Below are 26,379 nucleotides of genomic sequence, written 5' to 3'. Positions count from 1 at the left end.
ACACCTCTGGAATTCGTTTGGCAGACCCGTTTCTTTCAGAAATGGATAGTTGCGTCCATCCCACGGAACGCTGGCCCCTTCCGAACAAAGCTTTGGTGGGGCAGGTGATCGCTAATAGGAGTTCAGCCGGAACATCGTTAGGCCATCCAGTACGTGAATGCGGAGACTTGCCGCCGATGTTGCAGACCGAGCCGTGCAACGTGCGAAGCCCGCGATGCATGAAAAGCCAACAACATCGCTTAGTCGACCCATTCATGAGCGTTGACGTAGGCAAAGGTCACCATCACCTCGTAGCCCTCGGCCGAACCCGAAAGCGTTGGTACAGCAAAGCGCTGGCCCGACGATGAGGCCAAGCTGTGCACTCATCTCCGAACTGAAGACGTTCGGTGAACTTTTGTTCGTCGTAGATCACCCTCACCATCGAAGCATTGTCCGTGACAGTCGCTCCTGACCTTGGTGTCCTAGTCACATCCTTACCAGCCTGGCTATGCGCCGCATTGCCGACCTGCTCGATGGCAATGCCAAGATTGATGCGCGCGATGTCGCTGTCATTGCTATAGCTGCGCGCTCAATGCCGCTTACACTGCGCTGCCTCCGACTGGCTGACGTACTGCTCGCCGAAATCACCATGCTGTGCGGCCGCCACAACCCACGCTGCATGCAGAGGTGTGGAAAGAGGACGCTCGGTTCATCGTCAAGGCCGAGCTCATATGCGGCTTCATGCCGGGACCCGTACGTAGGCGCCTGGTACGTTCCGCGGTGAAGGCCGAGCCTCAAGGGTTCACTCCACAACTACAGGTTCCGGTGGCTCAATGCGGATGCACCACGCAACGAACTGGAAGATGCTTCGGGCCGCTCACGAAGCTGGACGCAACGAATTCGATTTCGCCCGCCAGTTCAATAAGCCGCAACCTCGGGACCAGTTCCTCAAACAAGATGCGCATTTCCATGTTCGCGAGATGCTGACCCAGGCACACGTGGGCGCCGACGCCGAAAGCGAGATGCCGGTTCGGTTTGCGGTCGATATTGAATGCGAACGGCTCAGGGAAGACTTGCTCGTCACGATTTGCCGAGCCGTAGCAGAGCATCAGCCAATCGCCCTTGCGGATTGTCCGACCCCGGACGTTGGTGTCGGCAGTCGCTGTACGCATGAAATGACGCACCGGCGATGCGTAGCGAAGGGTTTCGTCGATAAACTGCGGAATCAGCGAACGATCCGCCTGTAGTCGCGGCAGTAGCTCAGGGAAGCGGCTCAACGCCCACATCGCGACCGATATGGACGACGAAACCGTATCATGTCCTGCTGCGGCGATGATCACGTAATAGCCGAGACGGGTCGCTTCATCGATAGGCTGTCCATTGATCACCGCGTTGGCCAGCAAGCTTGCGATATCGTTACGTGGGTTCTTCCGGCGGTCTTCGGTCAGGCGGTCGAAATAATCCTTGAAGTCGGCCACAATGGACAGCAGAGCCTTGCCCATCGCACCGCCCGCATCGCCTTGGCGCTGCACTTCGCGCTTGTATTCGGCATCCTCGCTTCCGAACATCTCCTGAGTCAGCGTCAACATGCGCAGGGAATCTTCCTGCGGAACGCCGAGAATATCCATGATCACGTTCAGTGGGAAATGCAATGCAAAGTCATTCGCAAAATCGATCACTTGCCCGCTGTGATGCAACAGCTTCGCGATCGTCATATTTGCCAGCGATCGAATGCGGTCGTCAAGCTCGAGAATGCTGTTCGGCATGAACCACGACTGTGTCAGCGCACGTAGACTCTTGTGCTCGTCGCCGTCAACGTGCACGAGCGATCGGACGATGTTTGGACTACCGGTGGTGGAAATGACATGCTCAATCGACGCTCTTGGCCTGCAGACGACAGAATAGTCGCCGTTGCGGAACAAGACATTATCTCGTGAGATCATGGAGACGTCGGCGTGTTTCGTGACCACCCAGAACGGATCATGTCCGTCCGCCATCGCGCGCCCGACAGGGTTGTTTGCACGCGCCCAAGTATAGGTTTCATGGAGACGATCGAGGTTGGTATAGGACTGCGGATCAACCAGATGGTTTGCTATGTCTTTCGGTAGGTCGTAATTTGGCATGCTCATGATATTGATAGTGCGGTTTGTTGGTGGACGGGCAGCACCGTCTAGGCAAGTGAAGGGCGCCTCTTCCCGCCCCATTCCGCCATCGGGCTCCCCGCGGACTCAATGACTGGTCTCAACTTTTGACGGCCGCTCGCTCGCGTGTACTGAGATCCTTTCCACGGGCTTTGAAGTAGCATTCATGTATAGAGCTTGCTGTCATCCGATATCTGCAGATCGGTCCCCCGTTGGCGTGGGCACTGCAGCGTTCGCATCGGTAATGTGGGTGAACTGGCGTGACGCACGTCGATATCCGCTCTTCGTATTCCTTCATAGTATCCGCGGTCTCCCTGTGTACCCTTAATCTAGGTCAACTCTTTTTGGTTAAGTGATCGCTCAGGTGGCCCTTGAGGGATACTGTTTGTCGGGCCAGTACGCAACAATCTGAGTCGGCCCCAGAGGAGGCGAAGCTTGAGCAGTTTGTGTTCGTGACCAAGATGCGCTGGCGCATCGAGCGCGATTATTAGGAGACCTGAAACAGGAGTTCGCGCTCGGTCATTACGAGGGGCGCGACTGGCGTGGCTTTCACCACTACGCCAGACTGAGTACCACTGCATATGGGTTTATGCTGGCTCAGCGACTCAGGATGGGATCAGATGAAGGCGATAAAAAAACTTCCTTGAACGCACGCTGCCTGTCCTTCCCCCGGATTACATCCCACGGGGCAGTCCAGCGCGCACAACGCCACGTTCCTGATTTGTTACCACGTTGCGTATCCTGCTTGGACTACGCCTCATACAAAGATGGCACTCTTCCTGTGCGGAAATAGACTACACAACTAATTATGTGATGCAGTAAGACTTAAGCCTGATGCGATCGGTTTTTTCGCTTCGTTCGCTCCCGCACAAACAGTCGTTTCGTCGAATTGATTGAACATCTACTGCAGCCGCTTCATCGATGCAGATACCCGGACGTCGGGTGTGGACGTTTGCATTCGTAGCCCATCTGGCTGTCACTGTCAACTTGAGACCGCTGCCAGATAGAATGTCGGGATGAAGAAGAACAAATCACCGTACCACGGCTTTCATTTCCCGGCGGCGATCATCAGTTGCGCGGTTCGTTGGTGTTGATATGACTTTGCATGTCAATCACGACATTGGTTTTCAGGTTGTTGCATCGACGCATGAATTTCCTGAGGGCGGCGCAGCAGTATGTCTCGACGGTGGATCACACTTCTATGAGCGAAACTCTGTCAAGACCGCCTATGCCAGAGGTCGGGTGCACATTCGTCAGTTCGCGCACATCTCGCCGAACAGCATCGCCTGGTGACCGAGGCGTTGGGGCGAAGTGGACCTCCTGAATCTTCCAGTGTTAGCAATCGTGGGGAAGATGGCGTATCGGAGAAGCCGGAAGCATCTACCAGGTGACGAACTAAACGGCTCGCTCCGGACCGAACTCGGCCAGATGTTATCTATGGCCGGAACCTGTCCGTGGCCATCAAACTCACCAACCTGGTAAGGCCGCGTAGCTGCCGGCGTGGTCGCCCGTCGATACGCGGCAGCCCTTTAAGGTGCGAGGCGCCGGCAGCGCCTGCTGCCGTGCCGAAGCCGCTCAAAAATTCCACCTTTACGCGCGGTGACAGCGACCGGATAGCGCGGTTTGAGTTGACCCGGTTCGACGGATAGACTTGCAGTCGAGTCTAATGCGGTGCACGCCCGAACAGGTCACCTCGGTGAGCGTTGACATGTCGCCGGCGTTCATCAAGGGCGTGGGCGAACATCTGCTCAATGCGCGGCTGACATTCGACAAGTTTCACGTCGTCGCCCACGCGTCCAAGGCGCTCGATACGGTCCGCCGCCAGCAGCAGAAAGCCGATTCGGAACTCAAGGGGATGGGCTGGACGCTGCTCAAGGACGTGAACAAACTGAATCTGGCGCAATTGACCGACCTCGAGGCGCTGGTCAGGCAGTACGCCACCAAACGCACCGCCCGCGCCTAGCTGTATCGCGAGCAACTGCGCGAGATTCTCGAGCGCAAGCAAATCCATGTTGTTTTCGCGATGTTGCGGCAGTGGTGCACCAACGTCATGCGCTCGAAAGTCGAGCCGATGAAGGACGTGGCACGTCTGATTTGCCGGCACTTCGATGGCATCGTCGCCTGGACTCAGACCCGCCAGACCAACGGCTTCATCGAGGCCATCAAGGCTGGTTTCAAGCTGCCAAGCGCAAGGTTCACGGTTACACGCGCTTCACGACGATGCGCACCGTCCTCTTTCTCATCGCCGGCAAGCTCGATTTCTCCAGCTTCAACCCGGATGCCTCGTAAGCCCCGTTACCCACTGCATTTTGAAAAGAGCCAAAATTTCCGAGGAGGGCATCGAGGTTCCGCGGGTCGATGAGCAACCTCCGCCCGGGATAAGTGCTTGTGAAAATCGAGCCAAGGGCGGCCTGCTGATCGTCTTCGGACCGTAGCGATAGAGCGAGCTGCCGGGACAATTGACGGCGTCGTACTGACCACTGAGCTGCAACGTCAGCGATCTTCGAACGGCGACGTAGCGAAAAGTATTTCGTCGACTGACGGCGACAGACCAGTCCTGGTCAGTAACAAACCATCGCACCACACACGTTCGACGCGTCCCCACGCACAGGCTGAAGCAGCGTCCGGGAAGAAACCTCGTCCGTGATAGTTGGCGCTCGTGTTGCAGAGCAACGGAATACCCGTCAGTTTTTCGTATTCGACCAGAAGTTGCGCCACCGGATGCTCGGAAGTTCTTGAAATGGTCTGCAATCGGGCAGATCCGTCGAGATGCACGATGGCAGGGATCTTTTCTCGCCATTCAGCGCGCGTCTGATGATCGAACAACATATAGGGATCAGGGCTCCCCGGGCTAAAAATGGTCGGCGCACGATCCTCAAGGCAAATTGGCGCCACGGGACGGAAGTGCTCTCGAAACTTGATGTCGTTGAGATGATCCTTCATTGTGGGCAAAGTCGCGGCGGCCAGAATGCTTCTACCCCCCAATGCTCGTGGTCCGAGCTCGGCCCGGCCGGCAAGGAAAACGACGGGCTTGCTACTGGCGAGTATGCTGGCGAGTTCTGCAATGGAGCAAGTAGACGCCGTCCATCCGGGCGGTACTTGGCAACCTTTTAAGGCCGGTCCGCTATATACTGACCACTCCAGCGGCACGAAGCCCTTCTCGGCTGCCAGCGCGCAACAAGCGGCGCCAATCGCAGACCCGCTATCGTTGTGAAACGGCGGCACCCAGATTGCGTCGAACAAACCGCTCGCGCGCAGGGCGCTGTTCCATTTGATATTGAGTCCGCATCCGCCAGCGATGCACAAATTTTTCGGCCCCGCAATCGAATGGCGCTGCAGCGCGATACCCATTTCATGAACGAGAAGACGCTCGAGGAATACATGGAACGAGGCGAGTACGTCTTCGGGCGGCTTGGCTTCCAGTCGCAGCGCGCTTGCTTCGAAGAACTCTCCTACAGCCGCTAGTGACGCGTCCGCGCTGTGGATGTTCTCGCGATAAGCTTGCGCACGCTCCGTGTCGCCAGCAAAGCGTGCCTGATAAAGCTCGCGAAATACCTCAACGATATCTTCGTCAACGGAGCCCAGCGCGATGTAAGCCATCAGCTTGCCGGCCACACCCAGATCCCACCGGGCGCCGCCCGGCTTCTTATAAGGACCAAAGTGATGACCCGCCGCAGCGTAGATGTGACCTATCACGGGGAACAGGCAGTCAACATGGCGGGCGTGGTGGCGTTCTACATGATAGAGGCGTGGGACGATGCCACCATCCCACACCAAACAGAATGCAGGTTGCCCGCTTTGGGCAAAGGGACTGGTGCAGTACGCGGAGGCCACATGGCCTGACACGTGAGGATAGCTTTTATAAGGGGATGGTCGGCGGAATCTGTGGGTGAATTAGTGTGCGCGGCTAGCCAAGTGAAGCTCGATTCAGATACTGATAGAGCTTGCGACACGTTGCATCAAAGGAATTTTGTGCGGGCTCGGAGATAGCTGGCCAGATGAGGGGGCCGCCGTCTTCCTCGATGAGTTTGTCCAGGAGGGTTGCCACGGGGAGAGTAAGGAGATTGGGATCTTCATGGCAGCGTCGGATTATTTCGCCGCCGAGCATCCAAATGTGATCGCGGTGCCGAAGCAATGTGTTGCGTGCGTATCCCAAGGTTAGAAGATGCTCAAGGAAAGGTGTGAGTATTGCCACGATTGCCTGTCCAGTTGGGGATACCCCGCTTTCGCGGACAGTTCTGCAATTGAATTCTAGGCCGGTGGCTGACCTCCATTTGAGATGATTCTGCGGGTTGTCCACGGCCGGGCAGCGGGTCGCCTGTCACGACCATGACGCTGCCCGGCGGTGGGCAACCCGCAGTGGACAATGTCGCTGTTTTTGCAGCGTGCAGCTGTTCGTAGGCGATGGGCGAGCGATACTTCAGGCTGCTATGGAGGCGGGCGGTGTTGTACCAGCCTTCGATGAATGAGAAGATCTCACGCCGGGCCTGCTCATGTGTATCGAAGTGAGTGCGCGCCAGCAGCTCGCACTCCAGGGTAGCGAAGAATGACTCGCACATGGCGTTGGAGTTCGCAGACAACTGCGCCCGTGAGTGACGTTGAAAGCCGACGTTTTCAGGTAACTCATCCGTACCATCCCCTTCATTTGCAAGAATTCGAACTGGTCCTTCACGCCCGGAACTGGCATGAGGACAGGGTTTGGTTTCACGACGCGAATGGCCGACTGCGGGCGCTGCCCGCCAGCTGGACGAGCGTCGTCGGCGAGGACCCATTCAACGTGGTCGCCGCCGGACGCGCCTTGTTTCGTGTGGAAGAACTGCTTGAACTGGGGCGTTTGATCGCGACGCTGGAGCCATGACAACGCAAGCACTGTAAAGCCAAATACGCCGCATGTGTAAATGCAATTACGCCTGACGTCGCCTTGTATTACGATCCGCTGTGCCAGAGATAATGCTTTGCTTTCCGGATTAAATCGATGATATTTCATAAATCGGCCTTGTATATCCTGACGTTTTGTACATAATTGTATTTACACTGACTTGCCCGCCTTCCTTGGAGTTCGTGCATGGCGACAGACCGACGCAAAGAGGACAAGCACCGCGCGCTGCGGGAACAGGCGAGCCTCAATCCGCGCTCCGATGCCGTGACTCATCCGCTGTTTCGCGACGGCGACTTCTTCGACCCGCACGATCTGCTGCAGGTCAAGTACGAGATGCTGCGCGCGGTGCACATCGACAAGTGGTCCATCAGCGAAGCCGCCAAGGCGTTCGGCTTCTCGCGGCCATCGGTCTATCAGGCCCAGGCGGCCTTCGAGGACGCGGGTCTGGCCGGTTTGATCCCCCACAAGACGGGCCCGCACAGCGGCCACAAACTGACACCGGCGGTGATGGAGTTTTTGAACCGGGCGCGGGTTGCCGAGCCGGCTGTGCGAGCGGAGCGACTGGCCAGCCTGGTGCACCAGAACTTCGGCGTACAGGTTCATCCGCGCAGTATCGAACGGCAGTTCCTGCGCCAAAAAAAACCGTAACGAAAACGTCTGTGTCATTGCCGGAGCGTGCGCTGTGCAATGACGGACTGGTCTCGCGTTATGAAGATCTGAGACAACAGGCACTTGGACTGCCGTGCGAGATTCCTCGCGGTCAGGGCCTCGTGCTGTTGATGCGCAGCGGCATGAGAGCGTGGATGCAGGCATGGGCGCAGTGCGCGACCACGGTTGTACGGCGGCAGCCGCCGCCGCCGGGTGAGGCAGAGATCGTCCCCTTCAAGCTGCATCAGGAGGCGACGATGATTCTGGCTTCAATGCTTCTATATGGGCGTCAGGAGGCAACAGCATGAAGAGCGATCCTCACCAGAAGGTCCAGGCGAGTCATCTGAAGCGCAACGCCTATCTGTATATCCGGCAATCCACATTGCGCCAGGTGTTCGAGAACACCGAGAGCACCAAGCGCCAATACGCTCTGCGCCAACGGGCCGTCGCCCTGGGGTGGTCCGAGGACCGCATTATTGTGATCGATAGCGACCTCGGCCAGTCGGGCGCTTCGTCGGCGGACCGGGAAGGCTTCCAGCGCCTGGTCGCCGAAGTCGGCGTGGGGCATGCCGGCATCGTGCTTGGACTGGAAGTATCGCGCCTGGCGCGCAACTCCACCGACTGGCACCGGTTACTCGAGATCTGCGCAATCACCGACACTTTGATCCTTGATGAGGATGGCGTATACGATCCTGCCCATTTCAACGACCGGCTGTTACTGGGGCTGAAGGGCACCATGAGCGAGGCCGAATTGCATGTGCTGCGCGCACGACTGCAAGGAGGAATCCTAAGCAAGGCGAGGCGCGGTGAGTTGCAGATGTGCCTGCCCGTCGGCTTCGTGTATAACGCCACGGGCACGGTCGTTCTCGATCCGGACCAGCAGGTCCAGCACTGTCTGAGGTGGCTGTTCGACACCTTCCGCGGTACGGGATCGGCGATGGCCACCGCACGCGCTGCGCATCACCTCGAGCTGGCGTTTCCGCGACGGTGCTGCAAAGGTCCACACAAAGGCGAACTGCTGTGGGGCAGTCTCGGTCACAGCCAGGTGGTGCGCATTCTGCACAACCCGAGGTATGCCGGCGCGTTCGTCTACGGTCGCACGCATACGCGCAGGACAGTCGATGGACGCACGCGTGTGATTCGCGCCCCGCGAGACCAGTGGGATACGCTGATTCCGGGTGCCCATGCCGGTTATCTGTCCTGGGAAGAGTACGAGCAGAACCAGAAGCGTTTGCATGAGAGCGCACAGGTGATCGGAGCCGACCGGCGCCGTGGCGCGCCGCGTGAGGGTCCAGCACTTCTTCAGGGACTCGTGGTCTGTGGTCGATGCGGGAACCGCATGACGGTCCGTTATCACAGCCGCCAGGGCGGCTTGTGTCCCGAGTACATCTGCCAGCGCGAAGGCATCGAACAGGCCGAACCGGTCTGCCAGCGCATCCACGGCGCGGCCATCGATGAGGCCATTGGCGAACTGCTCGTCGAAGCGCTCAATCCGCTTGCCATTGAGGTGAGCCTGGCGGTTCAGCACGAACTCCAGTCCCGCATCGAAGAAGCCGACCGTCTGCGTCACAAGCAGGTGGAGCGTGCCCAGTATGAAGCCGATCTGGCGCAGCGTCGCTACATGCGCGTCGACCCCGAGAACCGGCTGGTTGCTGACTCACTCGAAGCGGACTGGAACCATAAGCTTCGAGCGCTGACTGAGGCTAACGAGGACTATCGGCGTCGCCGCGAACAGGACGCGCGCATTCTGACGGACGAGCAGCGCGCCGTCATCGTCTCGCTGGCGTCCAACTTCCCCCGGCTATGGCGCGATCCCGCCACGCCCGACCGGGAACGCAAACGCATGATGAGGCTGCTTCTGGAAGACGTCACCCTGAACCGCGACCAGCAGGTTACCGCACACATCCGCTTCAAGGGCGGCGCTCACCGGACCCTCAGGCTGCCGTTGCCGCTGAAATCGTGGCAACGATGGATCACCCCCGCCGCGGTGATCGAGGAGATTGACGCATTGCTCAATCACCATACTGTCCTGCAGATCGCGAATATACTGAACGAACGTGGTACGCCGTCGGGCACGGGTAGGCCCTTCAATGCAAAAATGGTCGCGCGCCTGCAGCGTAACTACTGTCTGAAGCCACGCTATGACCGGTTGCGCGAAGCGGGTCTCCTGACGCTGCAGGAGATGGCCGACGCGCTGCACGTCACGCCGACGAGCGTAAAGATATGGAACCGTCGCGGACTCATCCGCGGTCACGCCTACAGCGACAAGAACGAGTGCCTGTACGACCCACCGGGCAATAACGCGCCCAGAAAGGCGATGGGCGTCAAGCTGTCCTGCCGGCGTCGCCACCCCGACGTCGTTTCTGATCGCCGCGAGGAGGTGTAGTGTGAAGCGCAAGCCTTGTCAAAGCAGTCTCCCGCCGACCCCATGGACGGCCGTACTCCCGCTTCGTGACAGTGGCGCCCAAAGGCGATTGACGTGTACTGGGCGGATTCAACCGGTCGTCGCAACACTAGATTATTGAACAGATTTTAGGTATTCGTCCAAGGCCTCCGCAGGCGTCTTCCAGCCGAGTGTTTTCCGGGGCCTGGTATTCAATGTGTTAGCAACGGCCTGGATCTCGCGAGCACTCCACCGGGACAGGTCTGTGCCCTTTGGAAAGTATTGTCGTAGAAGGCCATTGGTGTTTTCGTTCGTACCACGCTGCCATGGGCTGTGCGGGTCAGCGAAGAACACCTTCACGCCGGACTCGATCGTGAAGCGGGCGTGATCGGACAGTTCCTTGCCACGATCCCAGGTCAATGATCGCCACAACTGAGCAGGCAAGTCCGCCACGGTCTTCTTGAGTGCGTTGGCCATCGTAACAGCTCCGTAGCCGGCCAGCGCAGGCCCGTTTTTCGTGCGTGGAATTAGCCCATAGCCTTTCTCGCGAGGTAAGTGCACGAGCATCGTAAAGCGGCTTGATCTTTCCACCAACGTCCCGATGGCTGATCGGTTTAAGCCGATAATCAGGTCGCCCTCCCAATGGCCTGGCACAGCACGATCTTGCACCTCTGCAGGCCGGCTGGAAATCATCACCTCCTCGCTGACGTGCGCCCACGCCTTGGCACGCGCTCTCGCTCGGGGAACGCGCAACGCGCGCCCGGTGCGAAGGCAACCCACCAGCTCGCGCTTGAGCGCACCGCGCCCTTGAATATAGAGCGCTTGATAAATGGCTTCGTGAGAGATGCGCATAGATTCATCATCCGGGAAATCAGCTTGCAATCGATTGGCAATCTGTTCAGGTGACCAGCCGTTGACCCACTTTCGGTCACCGCGATGTGGTTTATTGCGCCCCTTGAACGGTGCCTGCCTGGGCCCCGCAATTTCACGACCATCAGCGTCATGTACCTTGCCCTCAAGGCGCTCCTGTACGTATTGGCGCAGCCGTGCGTTCGTCGCCAGCTTCGCTGGCTTTGGTCGTTTGGCGAACCGTTCCGCCTTCCACTGCGCGACCGAAGCACGATACTCGAGGCACCCACCACGGGTTGCCGCATTGCGTGTGAGTTCCCGCGAAACGGTTGACGGACTGCGTCCAAGACGCCGGGCAATTTCGCGTACCCCAAGACCTTGTACCGAGAGCAACGCTATATCTTCCCGCTCAGCGAACGACAAGTATCGACCAGCGATAGGTTTCGACATGAATAGTGGCATGCCGCCACGATAGCGGAACCAGCGCGAGCCTACCGCTTGAGATACGCCTACCGCCTCCGCTGCTTTCTCGCTTGTAATGCCCGTTGCGATCTGTTGCCAAAACCGACGCTCCATCACATGTCCAAGTGATGGCGCACCCGGCGAGTACATCGCTTCTCGCCCTGTCAACCGATACACCTGCTTTGCACTTCGTCCCATGCAACACCTCCTCGATCAAAGGTGTTGCAACGACCGGTTGAATCCGCCCTGACAGCCTTGATCGGAATGTAGAATCACACCGTCATGGCGTCGTTGCTGCAACGCCATGTCCAGCGCGCGTAACATCAATTCGGTGTACAGATGGTTAGACATGGCCCAGCCGATGATGCGACGGCTGAACACATCCAGCACGACCGCCAGGTAGAGGAAACCTTCGCCCGTGGGTACATAGGTCGCATCCGCGACCCACAGCACGTTTGTCGCGTCGGCACAGAAGTGCCGGCGCACCAGATCCGGCGCACGCCGGGCGCCTGCGCGAGGCCGTGTGGTGCGCGGCCAGCGCCGCCGGCTTGCCCCGCACAGACCCGCCATACGCATGAGGCGCGCCACCCGCTTGCGCCCCACGTGTACACCCTCGCGCGCGAGCTGCGCATGGATACGCGGTGCCCCATACGTGCCGCGCGAGCTCGCATGTAGCGTGCAGATGCGCGCGAGCAGTTGCGCATCGCTGCGTGTGTGCATCCCGGGCTCTCGCATCAGCCACGTGTAATAGCCGCTCGTCGAGACGCCGAGCAGCCGTGCCATCATCGCAATGGGCCAGCGGGCCCGGTTCGCTTTCATGAATCCGTACCGCTCTTCGGTGGAATGGATCCCGTCTCCCTCGCGAACCAGGCTGCCGCGTGAGAGAGTATGTCGCGCTCCATCTTCAGTTGCCGGACTTCACGACGCAACCGTGCGAGCTCCTGCCGTTCGGCTGTGGTCAGACCGTCATGCCGCACGCCGGTGTCGCGATCAGCCTGTGCCACCCAGTTGTAGATGGTCTGTGCGGTCGGCTCGAACTCCTTTTCCAGTTCTTCCGGCCTGCGTCCAGCCTTCACCAGCTCGACCATTTGCGCCCGAAATTCCGCCGGGTACGGGGTACGATGCTTGCCCATAATCGGCACCTCCTTCTCCAAAGGATAGATGTCCGTTTTTCTGGGTCAACTTCAGACATCGAGGAACTGGACAAGTCGCAAGTTGTGCAGATTCCGTTTGACCCGCTCACCGGGCTCAAGGCGTTCGTCGTGGCGAACGCGCTTTCGACGCTGGGCGCACCCAAACAGATTATCTCGCCGCTTGTGCAGCACCTCCCCAAGTTGTGGGAGCTCTATCACGGGTTCGGTATGACGACCCTCGAACTCAATCCAATCCGGATGCGCGAGGATAGCAAGGGACGGCTGACACCCGTCGCCTGTGACTTCAAATGCGGCTTCGACCGTGATGACCCGCGCTGGCAGCGCCTTGACCTGCCCGCGCATCTCTTCGCAGTCGACTATTCAGACTTCGAACAGGAAATCAACCAGCTTCGCACGTATCAGGGGCAGAGCGACGTCTACGTCATTAACGCGAAGGGCAGCATTCTCGCTCCGACGTTCGGTGGCGGCGCGAACTCCCTTGTCACGCAAATGCTCGGAGACGACGCCATCATCTCGTCAGACTTCGGCGGCAATCCACCCTACGAAAAGATGAAGGAAGTTGCCCGCATCTGCTTCAAGCACTGGATTGAGCAGAGCAATGTGCTGTTCATCATTGGTGGAAAGTCGAACAACACGGATATTTTCGAAACATTTCGCGCAATGGCCGACGCGTTACGCGAGCACTTCAGTCAGCACGGCCCAACGCCGCTCTATGTGCTGGTCGGCCGTGGCGGTCCGAATCTGGTTCGCGGAATGGGAGCATTGCGCGACACGCTCGATTCGCTGGGATTGCCGTACACCTTCTTCGGCTTTGACTCGGACATGAGCGAGGTGGTCCTGTACGCGAAGCAGGTTGACCAATGGATGAAAGCAGGCGGCCGTGAGCAGATTGCCGCGAAGCTGGGAATTGCGGTCAAACAGGCTGCCTGAGCATCTCATCGACTGAGGAGAATCATCATGTACAAGCAGGGCATTGGCGATTTTAAATACTTCGTAGGAATTAGTTCGTTATCCCAAGTTGCCACAAAGGACGACCGCGTTTGCGTGCTCAACATTCTGGGCGGCGAGTCGAGCGATGTCACGCCCGTCGGTCATGCCTATTCCGGTGGCAACGTGGTGTTTGGTACGGCTCCGGGAAAGCGCGGACAGGTACTGGAAACGGCACTTGGAAGCGTGCCGGTCTACAACAACGTTCTCGAAGGACTGAACGATGGCCACAGGTTCAACTGCGGCGTCATCTACCTCCCTCCTTCCGCTGCACGGGACGGCGTGGCCGAGCTTATCCGCGTCAACCCGGAACTGAAGAAGATTTTCATCGTCACCGAAAAGCTGGCCGTCAGTGACTCGCGCGAAATCCGCGCGATGGGTCAGTCCAACGGGGTCGACATTTTTGGCGGCAACAGCCTCGGCGTAGCTGACGCCTGGAACCAGGTGCGTATCGGCGGAGCGCTGGGCGGCGACAATCCTGAAGAGGCATTGCGGCGTGGCTCGATTGCCTTGTTTTCCAACTCGGGCAACTTCACGACTACCATCGCAACCTACCTGCGGATGGCCGGATGGGGCACGACTACAGCCATCTCAAGTGGCAAAGACGTCTACATTCAATTCGCGGCGCCCGAGTTCGCTGCGGCCCTGGCAAACGACGCGCGAAGCAAGGCGGCCGTTCTTTATGTCGAACCGGGCGGCTACTACGAGCTCGACGCCAACTTTACGAAGCCGGTGGTTGCGTGCGTCGTGGGTCGCTGGAAGTCAAAGCTGACCCGTGCTGTCGGACACACGGGTGCTATGTCCGGAGGCGCGGACGACGCCGCATCGAAAGAACAATGGTTTCTCGATAGATTCGGGGTGTCAAGTGTGTTCACACCGGACAATCCGGCCGTGTCGGCAAAGGGTGCGCTTGTCACGAACATCGCGCACATACCCGCAGCACTCACGGCTGTGATGCGTGAAAACGCCTGCAGGCCAGATTTCGAGCCGGAAGGTAACCTCGCATTAAAACCGTGGTTTAGCAGTCACCGCGGATTGAGCCTGCCGCAGGCGCTGGATTTGCCTGTCGTGCAGGCCACGGCCCCATACGATGCCCAGATTGCCGCGCTCGACAAACAGGTTGGAGCTGTACCACCGCGACAGTCGATGAAGGATGCTTCTGGCGCGTCGCAGATGGACCCAAAGTCGCAGGTGACCAGTCTCTACGGCGTTTCGATGCTTGATGCGGCGCAGTACCCCCTTGAGACAAACGTAAGCCTCGCGCTGCTCCACGAACCCGGCGGGATGAACGACCGCGCGCTAATCAATGTCGCTGTGAGTGCGTTCCTGAACCTGTATGGACATCCCGCACTTGGGGCTGCCCAGGCGGCACGGGATGCCGGTAATGCACCAAACACTGTCCTTGCAGCGGCGGCGAGTATCATCGGGCCCCGAGGGCAAGCCGGGCCTCGCCAGGCGGTCCGCGCTCTAATCGACGCCTTTGCCCCGGTGAAGCTCGAGAACGCGATGGATGAGAGTTTCGACTTTTCGCGCGCCGAAGTCACCGACCTCAGCCTGTTCGTCGGCAGTGAACCGGATTTGCGGGCCCGCGCAATCCTGGCGGGACTCAAAGCTCGCGACGTGAAGTCGACATTCGTGCAATATGTTGAAAGCCTGCCCGGCGAGCCGACTACCGATGGCGTATTGGCAGCCATTTGCGTGACGCTCGCATGGGGACCGCTCATGCGCAAACGCATTTCACGCCTTTCGGCTGAGAGCCTTCCGTGGTGGATACAACTTTTCGGCTCCCTGATAGGCGCTTCAGTGCCCTCGGACCAGCACGGTCCGGACAGCTTCTGCGGCGTCGAAACGAAGACAGTCCTGGAGGAGCGTTCGCTTGGTGAAACCGCCTTCAGCGCGTTGTTTGGATTGTCGCCAGGCACGAGCGACTTGTTTTCCTTCCAATTGCTGGTCGGTCTGCTGCTGTCAAATGGACCCGGAACGATTTCCGCACAGGGTGCAAAAGGTGCGGTCTCTGCCGATGGTCCCGAAGACCCCGAGCGCGTCCAACTCAACAAGGCGTTAATCGGCTTCCTTACGCACAGTGGTTACACACATGGCGGCAATGGATTTGAGGGAATTGCGTTTCTGCTGGACCAGTTCGCGCATAGCGGACTGACTGACCCCGGCAATCCTGCGCACGGGCTGGATTTGAAAGCACTAGCGATGACGTACGTCGAAAGTTACGCCAAATACAAATCGAGCAAGAAAACGAGCGGCAGCCTGGACATCCAGAAAATCCCTGGCGTGAATCATCCGGTGTTTAAAGATAAACCCGTCAATCACGACCCGCGTGAAATGTTCGTGCGGCAATTGTTCGCCGAGCGCGACGAATACAACATCTTCCACGACTTTTACCGGACGTTGGTCCAAAGCCTGTTCGACGCGGGGGTTTCGCGAAACGTTTACTGCGTCAACGTCGATGCGGTGATTGCCGCGTTACTGCTCAAGATGCTCTGGCAGCCGTATCGTGACGGAACGTATTCGCGCAACGCTTTGGAGACGGCCGCCTTTACCATCTTTCTTTATCCTCGCATGCTCGGTTGCGCGGCTGAAATCGATGACCATATGAACCGCGGAAGGAACATGGATACACGTACACCAGCGTCGGAGTGTCGTTTCGTTGCGTAGCGGAATGACCCGGAAGCGCACGAAGTCTTTCCGCGCTGCCGGGTTCATGCCCACAACTATCAGTTGTCTCCGCACGGGATTGGGGGTGCGAGTCGTGCACGCTTTTCCGAACAACCCGAGCCTATGTGGCGATTATTCGTTGGCCTTGCTCAACTACGACGCGTTTCGCTTCGCGAGGCTTCTCCTCTTTAGGTTGCGGTGATCATAGACGTTCGCTGTCTCGGAAGTGTGCTTTACCCGGACCTGAAACATGCGCGATACCGAACATAAGGTTTAACGCGATCATTTAGCAATTTCATCAGTGACGTCTCCTGCAAGGCGGAACGGATGCAGCGTCAAGACCATTGCTTCGGCTCATCTATTGTTGACGATCTGGGTCGTGTTGTCGAACGACCGAATGTGGCCGGGTGCCGACTCATGCGCCTGGCATACATGCTTCGCCCTCGCGCGGCTGCGTTCGGCAGCACGCGACCCGTTGCTGCCGGTCGAGTCGTCGCGGTTCCAAGGGCAGGTATCGGAGCGATTCTGACGCTCATTTTGAAACCTTTTCCGAAAAAGATTGAGGTGGTGTTTCAGTTGCGACGAAAGCCGTCGCGTTGCGCCAAGGTGTGTCGCTGGTTGCCAGCCTGATTTCCCCTTTTGGCGCAAAATGCCAGATGCACCTGGCGCAGCTTCATGCTCGAAATGGCGCGATGTCTGGTCGGATCAACGGATGCGGCGAAGGCTCGCTGGGCGCTTCGTCAATGGAGGCATTTCCAACGTGATCCGCAAGAACCACTTCGTAATCGCCGGCGCGTCGCCGATCGCGCAGCGGGGGCACCATCAAGGCGACATAGAGGCCAAAACGTCATGGTCATGTCTTGCGCAAGCGCGTGAATACGAACGCGTTGTGCTTCTTTCGTTTCCCACTGCTGTGACGCCAGTCGGTCGCTTTGTTGATAAAATCATGTCCGGCAACACCTCTGTTTCTTCAAGTGAAATCACCCAGGAACCGCCAAAGAGCGCGCGTTGCCCGGCACTACGATATCGCGCCGCCATCAAGATCCTGAACCCCTTAATGCACGAACTCCGGCAGGAGACCCAAAGATGAAGGGCGCATCCAAAGAGGAGAAGTCCATCCCGATCGGCGCGCTCAATTCGCTGCCCGTCGTCATGCTCGAACACGGTGTGGACCCATGGGCGCTTCTTGAGTCCTTCGGTGTCACCCGAGAGGCGATGGCTTCGCCGTTGACTCCTCTCGCCACGGTAACGCATGGTCGGATCCTGGAAGCCGCAGCAAAGCGGATGCGCTGCGAACACGTAGGATTGCTCCTCGGCCAACGTGCGACGCTCGATAATGTGGGGCCATTGCGTTTCCTTGTCCTCAATGCGCCAACAGTGCGTGAGGCGATCGAAAGCCTTATTCGTTTCTGCGGACTCTGGTATCGGGGATTGCACGTTCGGATGACTGAAGACGAAGGCTACGCCTGCATGTCGGTTTCGATCGACCCAAACATTCCTGGTGCGCGGCATTTGCTCACGGCGTACCTCGCGGCAAATGTCCGGATTCTGGAGTTGATCCTCGGTCGGGCGTGGCGGCCGACTCTCGTACGGATCGCGTTCCCCAAGCCAAAAGCGAGCGCCTTGTACGAGCAATATTTCCAGGCGCCGGTCTGGTTTGGCCAGGCTCAATACGAGGTCCTGTTTCCACAGTTGCTGCTCGACCAGCCAAGGTCTAGTCACGACCGGCAACTTGCGCGTTTCCTTTATCAGCACATGAGTGAGCTGCGGGATCGCCAGGGCGGAGACTTCAGCTCTCGTGTCAGAGAGGTGATCGAAAAGCTATTACCTGATGGCTGTACGTCGCAGAAAGTCGCTGAGTTCTTCGCGGTACATCGGTTCACGCTCTATCGCCACCTTGACGAACTTGGCAGCAGCTATGACTCAATGCTTGAAGACGTCAGGCGCAATCTGGCAGATCAGTTGCTGGGCCAGACGGATATCCAGATCGCCGAAGTGGCGACGCGGCTGGGGTATGAGAATCAAGGGAACTTTACGCGGGCCTTCAGGCGGTGGTACGGCTGTACTCCCAGCGAGTGGCGCAAGTCCAGGGCACGCGTTCGGGCTGGCTCCGTCGACGCGCCGTGAACCGCACCTACGCCCGAAGCCAATCCGGGATAATCAGCTTCACACGTTGAATACGATACCTGCGGTTCAAGTCTGCCTCTGCTGAAGCTCGCGCGGCATTGGTGCCGCGCCGTGCGACGGGCGACGAAACAACCGGCCTGCCGAGGCATGTCGCGCGAGCCGGTTTCTCAACCGGTCAGAAGTTATGACGCAATCCGATATTGACCGCCGCCGTGCCCATTCCCGGCGCGACCAGTGCGCCATAGGTAATGCCTTGAGTCATAACGCCGTGGTTATTGACCCAACCCACCTGCGCATAGGCGACGGTTGACTTGGAAAGGCTGTAGTCAGCACCGGCCGCCACTTCGAGCGAAGTGTTCTTTGAATCGTTTCTGTCCTTGATGTAGTAGAGACCACTCGAGACATTGAACGCCGGCGTGAACCGGTAGCCGAGGCCGACTGAATACAGATCGAGACTCGTACCGCCATTCGGATTCAGCGCACTGCGCGGAGCCGGATTCGCGCCATTGCTATATGACGCCGAAACCGAGAAGTCCTTGATCGTGTAGAGCGCGCCAACGTACCAGTAGCGGTTATTGTTCAGCCCAGTCGCGGGCACCGCCGTCGCGGCCGTGGACGACACCGTCGTGAACGGATTCGTATCGTGTCCGCTATAGTACAGCGCAGCGAGCCTCAGACCATAGCCCGAGTATTTCAGCACCGCCGACTCGCGCGTGCCGCCCTGAAAATGTCCCGCGACACCGCCCGGCGCATATTCCAGATCAGCGCTGATGCCGTAGAAGTTCGGCGATCTGTAGACAATCGCGTTACTGTCGTACAACGCGCCGATGGGTCCATTGGTGCTGGTGCCAGGCCAGCCCGCCGCTGAGTTCAGGCCGATCCAGGCACCCAGAATACTGCCGAAATACTGTGCGTGGCGAGCGTCCGTCTCCCCCATCGCATAGATCATTGGCGCAATCTGCCGACCCGCATTGATCGAGCCAAACGGGCCACTTACGCCGGCTGTCGCGATCTGGTTGAAGAACCCCGGGACGCCCGCCGTGTCCGACTGACCGGTCTTCCCGGTGCCAGTGTCGAACGTGCCTTGCAGCCTGAAGTTTGCCGCGTAACCGCCACCGAGATCCTCGGTTCCCTTCATACCCCAGACACTTGAATAGATGCCGCCGTCCTTGAAGCGATAGACCGCCCCGAGGTTCCGCAGCGCATTCGCGACCGACGCCGCCGCAGCGGGCGGCAGACGAGTACCCGGCGGAAGCCCCGTCAACGTCGAAGGGTTGGCGCTAACGACTGCCGCGGAGGTGCTCTGATACAGCAGGCCCGAGTCAAGGACTCCATACAGCGTCACTGACGAGTCCGCGTAAGCCGAGTTCCCGATCACGGCCATAGCGGCTGCAGCTACCCATTTCAACTTCATACAGTCTCCTGATTGTCAATTGCATTGGCAAATCTACAACTGCCTGCGTTCGAGACTGCTCGCGCCATACGCGTCACATGGCGCCGCAATCCTTCTCTTAAGGCCGGTTCGCGCTCTATATATTTCGGATGTCTAAGTTGCTCACCTACGCCGGTCAAGATGAGACAAGCGCTGACCCCGGCTGTTACGGCGACTTCGAACGGACGCCCGTCCTACCCTTTCCAAACGGACCCGAGCACTCCGCACGGGCCGTGTTATCGGAAATATGAATGACAACAGGCTTTACTGGCGTTCACGAAGCCGGGCGGCCGGTATGCCGGCGAGCAGCGCGACGGTGCCGATCAGCAACATGCAGCCGATGACATCAAACGCAACATACAGGCTGCCAGTACGCGCTTTGATCGCAGCAACCGTGATGGGACTCAGTACTGCCGCCAGCGAACCGATGCTGCTGACGAGCGCAATGCCGCCCGCCGCAGCCCTTGCGCTGAAAAACGCTGGCGGGATCGTCCAGAAGAGCGGTACCGCGGCCAGGCATGCGGCTGCGCCAATGGTCATGAAGACAGTCGAGAGCAACACGTTGGCTTGCAGCACATGCATCAACCCGAACGAGACCGCGGATGTCAGCATCGTCGCGGCGAGGTGCCAGCGGCGTTCGAGCCGCCGGTCCGAACTCCGTCCCAGCAGATACATCGAGGCCAGCGCGAGGAGGTAGGGGCCACTCGCTATCAAGCCAATGCGGTGCAAATCGGTGATGCCGCCCTCTTGCAGCAATGAAGGCATCCAGTACGCAACCGTGTTGGTCCCCGAATAGAGCGCAAAAAACACAATGCCGGGGACATAGGCCCGCGGGTCCCGCACGACCAGTCCGAATGACTGGCTTTCGTGCGTGCGCGAGTCCTGATCCAGCCGAAGGTACTCGGCCACAATGACCTTTTGGCGATCGGTAAGCCACGTGACGTGCGAAGGACTGTCGTCGAGCCAAAACCACGCGAATACGCCAAGCGCAATAGCGGGCAGTCCTTCGAGGACGAAGAGCACTTGCCAGCCCTTCATGTCGTACCAGCCTTCGAGACCGGTCATGATCGCACCGGCGAGCGGCCCGCTGACCATCCCGGCGACAAATCCCGACATGAAGAAGATTGCGGTCACGCGCCCCCGTTTCCATGACGGAAACCAGTAAGTGAGGTAAAGGATCACGCCCGGAAAGAACCCTGCTTCCGCGACGCCCAGGGCGAAGCGGGCGATATACAGACGCGCCGGTGTGTTGACGAAGCAGGTCAGCGCGGTGACCATGCCCCACAGCACCATGATGCGCGTGAGCGTCGCGCGCGCACCGACGCGCTGCATGTACAGGTTACCGGGTATTTCGAACAGGATATAGCCGACAAAGAACGCGGTGGCGCCAAACGCATAGGCTGTATCGCTCAGACCGAGATCGCGCGCCATGCGCAACTTGGCAAACGAAATGTTGATCCGGTCGATCGAATTGACCGCATAGGCGAGAAACAGAAACGGCAGCAGGCGCCATGCAATCCTGCGGTATGTCTGCCGCACTTCGGGTGACGTGCGCGACTCGCCCATTGCTGCGGCCTGGGGCTGCAAAACGCTATCACTCATGGTGTCTTCTCCTCTGAACAAGGCGGCTCGCGTGACTGTGCGCCGCTACCATCACAGCATTTGATGCGTCGGCGTCTGGGCGCTGGACATCGGGTTATCGCAGGCTCCGCCCTGCTGCTTCGCAGGCGCAGACACGGAGCCTGCACGTCCGGTTAACCTCGTTCTCATCGGCGAGTTCGTTCGTATTCTTCAAATTCCGCCTGAAGCAGCGGCACGCCGAGCTCGCAGGCTTCGATCCCCTGGAGGCTCACGATCTTCAGCACTTCGAGAATCTGCTCCCGGCTTGCACCCAACTCGAGTGCTGCGCGGATGTGACGGCGTGTGCCATGCGCATACAGATGGGTGATGGCGGCATCACCGGCGATGCACAGAAACTCGATCCATAGCGGCGGCAAAATGTTGTCGGTCCACAACCCCAGTCCCATCGCGAGAAATTTCTCAAGGTACTGCGGGTCCCAGCGATAAATCGTTTCCCACAACGGGTTGAACATACCGTTCGCGCGCACCTTATCGCACACAGGCGTGGCCGAAGCGGGAGCGGCTTCGTCGGCAATACCCGCGTGCGCCAGTTCTTCGGCGAGAATCGGCACCCCCAGCGCGCAGGCATGAATGCCGATCACGCTTGCGAGCTTGAACACCTCCATGATCTGCGCGCGGGTCACGCCCAGGTGTAACGCATCGCGCACGTGGCGGCGAACGCCGGGACCATACAGATGGGTCGCCGTCACATCGATGTTCAGCCGGACGAGTGCAGCCAGTTGTGGCTCGAGGACGTCGCTCGTCTGCGTGCTCTGGCCGAGCTTCATGAAGGACTCGGTCCATGTGGGGTCCCACTGGGCGAGCGGGTCCAGCGTGGCGTCCACGAGGCCCGCGGCGCGCATCACGTCGTAGTTAGGTGTTGGTTGTTTTGCGGTCATTTGACTGTGTGTACTGGAAGATGGAGGTTGCCGCGCCGCGCGACTTTTTCAGCCGATCAATCGCGCACCGGCTTGCCGATAACCGAGCGGCCGCCCCGCTCCTGGGCCAGGACTCCGGCCGATGCGCTCGTGGTTTAGCCGTGGCCCGGCACCGTAAAGCCGCGCTGGGCGGATTTGCGGTTCGGAGCCATACCGAGGGCCGCAACCGTCTCATCGGCGCTCTGATACCACTCGCCGATCTTGTAGATGCGCTTCGCATCTTCGCCGTTGGCGACATCGCGCCCCAGTTCGCGAGCGATCCGCACGGTCTGCTCGATCTGCTGGACAGACGTCATGCGTTCGCCCTTGCGTCCCCACAGGTTGTCTTCGATCCCGACCCGCACGTGCAGACCCATCGCAATTGCCATCGCGTTCATCGGCAAGACCGCGCGCATTGCGCTCTCGATGGTCAGCACCGAGCCGTCGGGCGTACGACGCACGAACTCGATCAGGTCGGCGGGATGCAGACCCGCTGCGCCGCCGCCGATTGCGACGTAGTTGAGAATCAGCGGACCGGTGTACAGGCCGCGCCGGATCAGCCGTTCGACGCTCTCAAGTTGATGGACATGGCCCAGCATGAAATGCGGCTGGATGCGCGCTTCCGAAAGACGCCGCAAGTGTTCGATAAAGAACGACGGCTTCGCATCGACGACCATTTCCGAATACGCTTTGAAGTACTCAGGCTTTTCAAGGATGGTGCCGGCGACGTCGTCGGGTGTGAGCAACTCGCAAATGTTCATCTGGCTGGAGTTGATCGTGATGGTGACCTGGTCGGGCTTCGGGTTGAGCTCCGCGAGCATGTGTCGCGTATCGTAGTCGAGCCACTGCGCGTCCTTCCCTTCGCCTTCCGGCGCAAACGAAATCGAACCGCCAACCTGCAGAACCATCTTGGGCACCGCTTCGCGCAGCAGGCCCAGCATCTCGTTGAACTTGGAGAGGCGCTTCGAGCCCTTGCCGTCTTCTTCCCGCACGTGCACGTGAAGGACGGTGGCGCCCGCGTTATAGCAATCGACGGCTTTCTGGATCTGGGCATCCATGCTCACCGGAATGTCGTCCGAGTCGGTCGGCAGCCATTGCGGTCCGTACGGCGCAACCTGGATCACGAGTTTTTCCTGAACTTCGGGGAAAAGGCTATCGTCGAGAAAATTCATAAGCATCTCCAGTAGTAAGGGATGACCGGCCGCGTGGGCTGATCCGTCCATTCAACTTTAAGGAAATGCAGGTCCCCCCATTTATCATGTCGTCATGTGGTTTTATCATCCTGTCACAGCAAGCATCGGGACTTACCCTCTTCGCATGTCCGCATTTGCGGACGATTGCTAACTCGTGCGCTTGCTTTCCGTAGGCCGGATGCGAGTACGCAGTCATTGCGCGCGGCGCCAGAAAGATACTGCGGTGCAGTGTCGCAGAACGTGCACGGACCGGGCGCCGGGCAATGGCTCGGTGCCGGGGGCATCGTTCAGGCTTGAGAGGCGGGAGGTCGATGCGAAGAAGAACGATGCGGTGCGGTGTCGCCGGTATGCCCTGGTAGATGTGACGAGTGCATCGCGCACGTCATTGGCGGTTTCATTGACGATTCTTCGAATTCGCCCGAGCGAGCATGATCAGATGACGCCGGCGGCCTTCAACTCGCACAACCGCTCAGCGGACACATCGAGCAACTCACCCAGTACTTCAGACGTTCCTTCGCTCAATGGCGGGGGGATGCGACGCACCGGCAAGCGCTTGCCGTCGAAGCGGTATGGCGGCGCAAATACATCGATCGCGCCGGCCACTGGATGCGGATGCGACGTCACGAGTCCGGCATCGCGGGCGCGTTTTGACGTCAATGCTTCGTGCAAACCCAATACTTCACCGCAAGGGATATTCGAACGGACCAACCGATCAAGCAGGCTTTCACGCGTGCGATTAGCAAGTTCGCGATTGACTTCAGGAAGAAGCGCATCGCGATGCTTTGACCGGTCGAGGTTGGTCTGGAATCGCGGATCGGCTGCGAGGTCCGGTCGCTCGATAACATCGCAGCAAAAGCGGGAGAACTGCGCGTTGTTGCCGACCGTGATCACGAGCGGGCCGTCGGCAGCGTCGAACACACCGTAAGGAACAATCGACGGATGCGCGTTGCCGTAGCGCGGCGGATCGCCGCCCATCAGCAAGGCTTCGAGGCCGTAGTACGCGGTGATCATCAATCCACAATCGAACAGTGCCATCTCGATCGAGCGGCCCTGGCCTGTGCGTTGCCGCTGATACAGCGCGGCCAGTATCGCCTGCGCTGAGTACATGCCGGTGAACAGGTCCACGACCGCCACGCCAAACTTCAACGGCGGCTGATTCGCCTCACCATTGATACCCATCAGGCCCGCCTCCCCCTGAACGACGAGGTCGTAGCCCGGACGCGTTGCTTCAGCACCGGTGTGGTCGTATCCGGAAATCGAGCAGTAAATCAGGTCTTCGCGATCGGCACGCAGATCGTCATAGCCAAGCCCAAGCTTCGCTGCACCACCGACCTTGAAATTCTGGATGACGATGTCGCATTCTCTTGCCAATGCGCGCGCCAATTCAGCACCTTCTATCGACTGCAAGTTGAGGCTGACGGAACGTTTGTTCCGGTTGACGCTATTGAAATAGGCCGTTTCGGAAGTACCGACTCGCAACCCCCAGTCACGCGTGTCGTCCCCCCTTTCCGGATGTTCGACCTTGATGACCTCGGCGCCCAGATCGGCCAGCACCATGGCGCACCAAGGTCCTGCAAGAATGCGGGAAAGGTCCAGGACGCGCACGCCCGCTAGCGGTAGTGCCATTTCGTCAGTCTGCAAGGTATTTCTCCGTGTTGAGTCGTGTACGACGGCGTTCGTAGATACGTCACAAGACGACAAGTAAAGGATGACTCTCCAGACCGGCCGAGCATACAGCTCCGGAATTTCGGCGCGGCAGCCGTCGTAGGTTCCGATTTCAGACAACAGCGGTCAAATGACCGAGCCGCCGTTCGGGCTGAGCACCTGACCTACCAGGTAGTGTTCACCCGCCAGATAGACGACAGTCGACGCGTACTCTTCCACAGTACCAAAGCGGCCTAGCGGGCAGCTCTGCCACAGTCGATTGCGGCCTTCGCCACCGATTTTGTCGAGATAGTCGTTAAATGCCGGGGTGGCCACGCCGCCCGGCGCCATCGCGTTGACGAAGATATTCGCGCCGGCCACTTCGAATGCAACCGACTTCGTGAATGCAATCACCGCTCCCTTGGTAGCGCAGTAATGCGGGCTATGCGCGCTCTTGATCGACAGTCCAGCAATCGACGCGATATTGATGATCTTCCCGTCGCGCTGCGGCTCCATCAGCTTCAACGCCTCCCGTGTGCAATAAAAGACGCCGTGGACATTGACGCCCCAATAACGGTGCCACTCCTCATCGTCAATCTCACTCGTGAACCCCAGCGACTGGCGCGGTACGGGCGTTTGCATGTACGCATACAGCTTGTTGCGACGCTCTGTGTCAATTGGACGATTAGGAGTCAGCGCTGCATTGTTGACCAGAATGTGCAGTGTCCCAAAGCGCGCGACGACCTGCGTGAACAGATTGCTCACCTCCGAACTGGACGAAACATCGCATCGCAAGGCGAGGCATTCGGCACCGCATGCTTCGACTTCGGCGCGGGCTTCTTCCAGCGACTGATCGTTGACATCGCAAATCACCACGCGTGCGCCTTCTTTGGCCAGCGCTTCCGCACAAGCCTTGCCGAGGCCAGGCCCCGCGCCGGTAACGAGTGCCACTTTGTCTCTAAGTTTCATCAAGCAACCTCTTAAAGGGTAATAAGGCGATCAATGCTGCAACAGCCTTGTCGCAATGGGAAACCGCGCCGGACAGGCGTCGCGTCTCGATTCAGTGTAAGGACGCAGCTGATTTCCCGTTATTCTTCTCGTCACGCATTTTTATCTTTTCGTCACTTTGGATTTACACGACACATCTTCCGGGCATTGAACCGATCAGAGATAGGCGGTTTCAAAGGTGAAGCGCAACAGCGGGTTAATCTTACTGTGTCACAAAATAAGTGGGGAATCTATCTGCCGCTCGGGAAGAGAGCCATCGTTGCATGAGCCGCATTCCAAGCAGGAT

General features: G+C 58.9%; 19 protein-coding genes and 7 pseudogenes. 13 read left to right on the top strand and 13 right to left on the bottom strand.

What is annotated here, in order from left to right; all coding sequences use genetic code 11:
- Positions 1-157: 157 nt before the first annotated feature.
- Positions 158-640 (top strand): annotated as a pseudogene (locus tag HWY30_RS42170) (IS110 family transposase); the annotation flags it as partial.
- Positions 641-809: 169 nt separating this feature from the next.
- Here HWY30_RS42170 and HWY30_RS36835 read toward each other — a convergent pair.
- A complete protein-coding gene (locus HWY30_RS36835; RefSeq protein ID WP_090812732.1) occupies positions 810-2,108 on the bottom strand; it encodes a cytochrome P450 in 1,299 nt (432 codons plus the stop codon).
- A gap of 431 nt (positions 2,109-2,539) precedes the next feature.
- Here HWY30_RS36835 and HWY30_RS42165 point away from each other — a divergent pair.
- The 4 genes and pseudogenes from HWY30_RS42165 to HWY30_RS36825 form a co-directional block, all read left to right on the top strand.
- Positions 2,540-2,840, top strand: a pseudogene (locus HWY30_RS42165) (IS701 family transposase); the annotation flags it as partial.
- 296 nt (positions 2,841-3,136) lie between these two features.
- Positions 3,137-3,208, top strand: a pseudogene (locus HWY30_RS43195) (IS6 family transposase); the annotation flags it as partial.
- A gap of 7 nt (positions 3,209-3,215) precedes the next feature.
- Complete coding sequence (locus HWY30_RS36830) at positions 3,216-3,413, top strand: hypothetical protein (RefSeq protein WP_143037370.1); 198 nt, start codon at positions 3,216-3,218, stop codon at positions 3,411-3,413.
- A 385-nt stretch (positions 3,414-3,798) separates the two neighbouring features.
- Positions 3,799-4,409, top strand: a pseudogene (locus tag HWY30_RS36825) (transposase); the annotation flags it as partial.
- A 204-nt stretch (positions 4,410-4,613) separates the two neighbouring features.
- Here the strand turns inward: HWY30_RS36825 and HWY30_RS42610 are convergent.
- The 3 genes and pseudogenes from HWY30_RS42610 to HWY30_RS42160 form a co-directional block, all read right to left on the bottom strand.
- Entirely contained in the window at positions 4,614-5,270 is a 657-nt protein-coding gene (locus HWY30_RS42610; protein ID WP_279613327.1) for a carbamoyltransferase C-terminal domain-containing protein, read from the bottom strand.
- 39 nt (positions 5,271-5,309) lie between these two features.
- A pseudogene (locus HWY30_RS42605) lies at positions 5,310-5,975 on the bottom strand (carbamoyltransferase N-terminal domain-containing protein); the annotation flags it as partial.
- 524 nt (positions 5,976-6,499) lie between these two features.
- Positions 6,500-6,694, bottom strand: a pseudogene (locus HWY30_RS42160) (integrase core domain-containing protein); the annotation flags it as partial.
- Positions 6,695-6,708: 14 nt separating this feature from the next.
- On the opposite strand from HWY30_RS42160, the gene HWY30_RS36810 reads away from it, so the two are divergent.
- From HWY30_RS36810 to HWY30_RS36795, 4 genes are all read left to right on the top strand, one after another.
- Positions 6,709-6,978 (top strand): DUF5372 family protein, encoded by a 270-nt coding sequence (locus HWY30_RS36810; RefSeq protein WP_090812730.1) that lies wholly within the window; start codon positions 6,709-6,711, stop codon positions 6,976-6,978.
- A gap of 207 nt (positions 6,979-7,185) precedes the next feature.
- On the top strand, positions 7,186-7,647 hold the full coding sequence (locus tag HWY30_RS36805; RefSeq protein WP_090812729.1) for a helix-turn-helix domain-containing protein: 462 nt from the start codon (positions 7,186-7,188) through the stop codon (positions 7,645-7,647).
- A gap of 11 nt (positions 7,648-7,658) precedes the next feature.
- Complete coding sequence (locus HWY30_RS36800) at positions 7,659-7,955, top strand: hypothetical protein (RefSeq protein ID WP_176079011.1); 297 nt, start codon at positions 7,659-7,661, stop codon at positions 7,953-7,955.
- Positions 7,952-10,033: a recombinase family protein gene (locus tag HWY30_RS36795; RefSeq protein ID WP_090812728.1), complete on the top strand. Its 2,082-nt coding sequence runs from the start codon at positions 7,952-7,954 to the stop codon at positions 10,031-10,033. Before HWY30_RS36800 ends, HWY30_RS36795 begins: the two co-directional genes overlap by 4 nt.
- A gap of 132 nt (positions 10,034-10,165) precedes the next feature.
- Here HWY30_RS36795 and HWY30_RS36790 read toward each other — a convergent pair whose 3' ends face one another.
- The 3 genes from HWY30_RS36790 to HWY30_RS36780 are packed head-to-tail and all read right to left on the bottom strand — an operon-like array spanning position 10,166 to position 12,474.
- Positions 10,166-11,539: an IS30 family transposase gene (locus HWY30_RS36790; RefSeq protein WP_176079010.1), complete on the bottom strand. Its 1,374-nt coding sequence runs from the start codon at positions 11,537-11,539 to the stop codon at positions 10,166-10,168.
- A 15-nt stretch (positions 11,540-11,554) separates the two neighbouring features.
- A complete protein-coding gene (locus tag HWY30_RS36785; RefSeq protein WP_090812101.1) occupies positions 11,555-12,160 on the bottom strand; it encodes an IS3 family transposase in 606 nt (201 codons plus the stop codon).
- The gene (locus tag HWY30_RS36780) at positions 12,157-12,474 is read right to left on the bottom strand and encodes a transposase (protein ID WP_035943657.1); all 318 of its coding nucleotides are present in this window, start codon (positions 12,472-12,474) and stop codon (positions 12,157-12,159) included. The genes HWY30_RS36785 and HWY30_RS36780 overlap by 4 nt, the downstream gene beginning before the upstream one ends.
- Positions 12,475-12,528: 54 nt before the next feature.
- Between HWY30_RS36780 and HWY30_RS36775 the strand changes: the two are divergent.
- The 4 genes and pseudogenes from HWY30_RS36775 to HWY30_RS36760 form a co-directional block, all read left to right on the top strand.
- Positions 12,529-13,425, top strand: a pseudogene (locus HWY30_RS36775) (ATP citrate lyase citrate-binding domain-containing protein); the annotation flags it as partial.
- Between the two features lie 27 nt (positions 13,426-13,452).
- A complete protein-coding gene (locus HWY30_RS36770) occupies positions 13,453-16,152 on the top strand; it encodes a CoA-binding protein (protein ID WP_176079009.1) in 2,700 nt (899 codons plus the stop codon).
- Positions 16,153-16,912: 760 nt separating this feature from the next.
- Positions 16,913-17,242: a hypothetical protein gene (locus HWY30_RS36765; RefSeq protein WP_143037322.1), complete on the top strand. Its 330-nt coding sequence runs from the start codon at positions 16,913-16,915 to the stop codon at positions 17,240-17,242.
- Positions 17,239-18,279, top strand: coding sequence for an AraC family transcriptional regulator (locus HWY30_RS36760; RefSeq protein ID WP_090812098.1), 1,041 nt, complete (start codon positions 17,239-17,241; stop codon positions 18,277-18,279). The genes HWY30_RS36765 and HWY30_RS36760 overlap by 4 nt, the downstream gene beginning before the upstream one ends.
- A gap of 175 nt (positions 18,280-18,454) precedes the next feature.
- Here HWY30_RS36760 and HWY30_RS36755 read toward each other — a convergent pair whose 3' ends face one another.
- The 6 genes from HWY30_RS36755 to HWY30_RS36730 all read right to left on the bottom strand — a co-directional run bounded on the left by HWY30_RS36755 (position 18,455) and on the right by HWY30_RS36730 (position 26,036).
- On the bottom strand, positions 18,455-19,693 hold the full coding sequence (locus tag HWY30_RS36755; RefSeq protein WP_090812097.1) for a porin: 1,239 nt from the start codon (positions 19,691-19,693) through the stop codon (positions 18,455-18,457).
- Between the two features lie 282 nt (positions 19,694-19,975).
- Positions 19,976-21,277 (bottom strand): MFS transporter, encoded by a 1,302-nt coding sequence (locus HWY30_RS36750; RefSeq protein WP_244145153.1) that lies wholly within the window; start codon positions 21,275-21,277, stop codon positions 19,976-19,978.
- Between the two features lie 200 nt (positions 21,278-21,477).
- Positions 21,478-22,230, bottom strand: coding sequence for a carboxymuconolactone decarboxylase family protein (locus HWY30_RS36745; RefSeq protein ID WP_090812095.1), 753 nt, complete (start codon positions 22,228-22,230; stop codon positions 21,478-21,480).
- A 134-nt stretch (positions 22,231-22,364) separates the two neighbouring features.
- Positions 22,365-23,420, bottom strand: coding sequence for a beta-keto acid cleavage family enzyme (locus tag HWY30_RS36740; RefSeq protein WP_090812094.1), 1,056 nt, complete (start codon positions 23,418-23,420; stop codon positions 22,365-22,367).
- A gap of 453 nt (positions 23,421-23,873) precedes the next feature.
- The gene (locus HWY30_RS36735; protein ID WP_090812093.1) at positions 23,874-25,067 is read right to left on the bottom strand and encodes a CaiB/BaiF CoA transferase family protein; all 1,194 of its coding nucleotides are present in this window, start codon (positions 25,065-25,067) and stop codon (positions 23,874-23,876) included.
- Positions 25,068-25,232: 165 nt separating this feature from the next.
- Complete coding sequence (locus HWY30_RS36730) at positions 25,233-26,036, bottom strand: SDR family NAD(P)-dependent oxidoreductase (RefSeq protein ID WP_244145152.1); 804 nt, start codon at positions 26,034-26,036, stop codon at positions 25,233-25,235.
- Positions 26,037-26,379 lie beyond the last annotated feature (343 nt).

The organism is Paraburkholderia tuberum STM678, assembly GCF_902833905.1.
In the GTDB taxonomy this organism is placed as follows: domain Bacteria; phylum Pseudomonadota; class Gammaproteobacteria; order Burkholderiales; family Burkholderiaceae; genus Paraburkholderia; species Paraburkholderia tuberum.
The sequence above is the reverse complement of the archived record's forward strand: the minus strand, read 5'-3'. Positions and strand labels throughout refer to the sequence as shown.

Excerpts from the sequence above, each read along its gene's own strand:
- HWY30_RS36835 (WP_090812732.1), bottom strand. The coding sequence starts at position 2,108 with ATGAGCATGCCAAATTACGACCTACCGAAAGACATAGCAAACCATCTG.
- HWY30_RS36830 (WP_143037370.1), top strand. The coding sequence starts at position 3,216 with ATGACTTTGCATGTCAATCACGACATTGGTTTTCAGGTTGTTGCATCG.
- HWY30_RS36805 (WP_090812729.1), top strand. The coding sequence starts at position 7,186 with ATGGCGACAGACCGACGCAAAGAGGACAAGCACCGCGCGCTGCGGGAA.
- HWY30_RS36795 (WP_090812728.1), top strand. The coding sequence starts at position 7,952 with ATGAAGAGCGATCCTCACCAGAAGGTCCAGGCGAGTCATCTGAAGCGC.
- HWY30_RS36790 (WP_176079010.1), bottom strand. The coding sequence starts at position 11,539 with ATGGGACGAAGTGCAAAGCAGGTGTATCGGTTGACAGGGCGAGAAGCG.
- HWY30_RS36785 (WP_090812101.1), bottom strand. The coding sequence starts at position 12,160 with ATGAAAGCGAACCGGGCCCGCTGGCCCATTGCGATGATGGCACGGCTG.
- HWY30_RS36780 (WP_035943657.1), bottom strand. The coding sequence starts at position 12,474 with ATGGGCAAGCATCGTACCCCGTACCCGGCGGAATTTCGGGCGCAAATG.
- HWY30_RS36770 (WP_176079009.1), top strand. The coding sequence starts at position 13,453 with ATGTACAAGCAGGGCATTGGCGATTTTAAATACTTCGTAGGAATTAGT.
- HWY30_RS36760 (WP_090812098.1), top strand. The coding sequence starts at position 17,239 with ATGAAGGGCGCATCCAAAGAGGAGAAGTCCATCCCGATCGGCGCGCTC.
- HWY30_RS36755 (WP_090812097.1), bottom strand. The coding sequence starts at position 19,693 with ATGAAGTTGAAATGGGTAGCTGCAGCCGCTATGGCCGTGATCGGGAAC.
- HWY30_RS36750 (WP_244145153.1), bottom strand. The coding sequence starts at position 21,277 with ATGGGCGAGTCGCGCACGTCACCCGAAGTGCGGCAGACATACCGCAGG.
- HWY30_RS36745 (WP_090812095.1), bottom strand. The coding sequence starts at position 22,230 with ATGACCGCAAAACAACCAACACCTAACTACGACGTGATGCGCGCCGCG.
- HWY30_RS36740 (WP_090812094.1), bottom strand. The coding sequence starts at position 23,420 with ATGAATTTTCTCGACGATAGCCTTTTCCCCGAAGTTCAGGAAAAACTC.
- HWY30_RS36735 (WP_090812093.1), bottom strand. The coding sequence starts at position 25,067 with ATGGCACTACCGCTAGCGGGCGTGCGCGTCCTGGACCTTTCCCGCATT.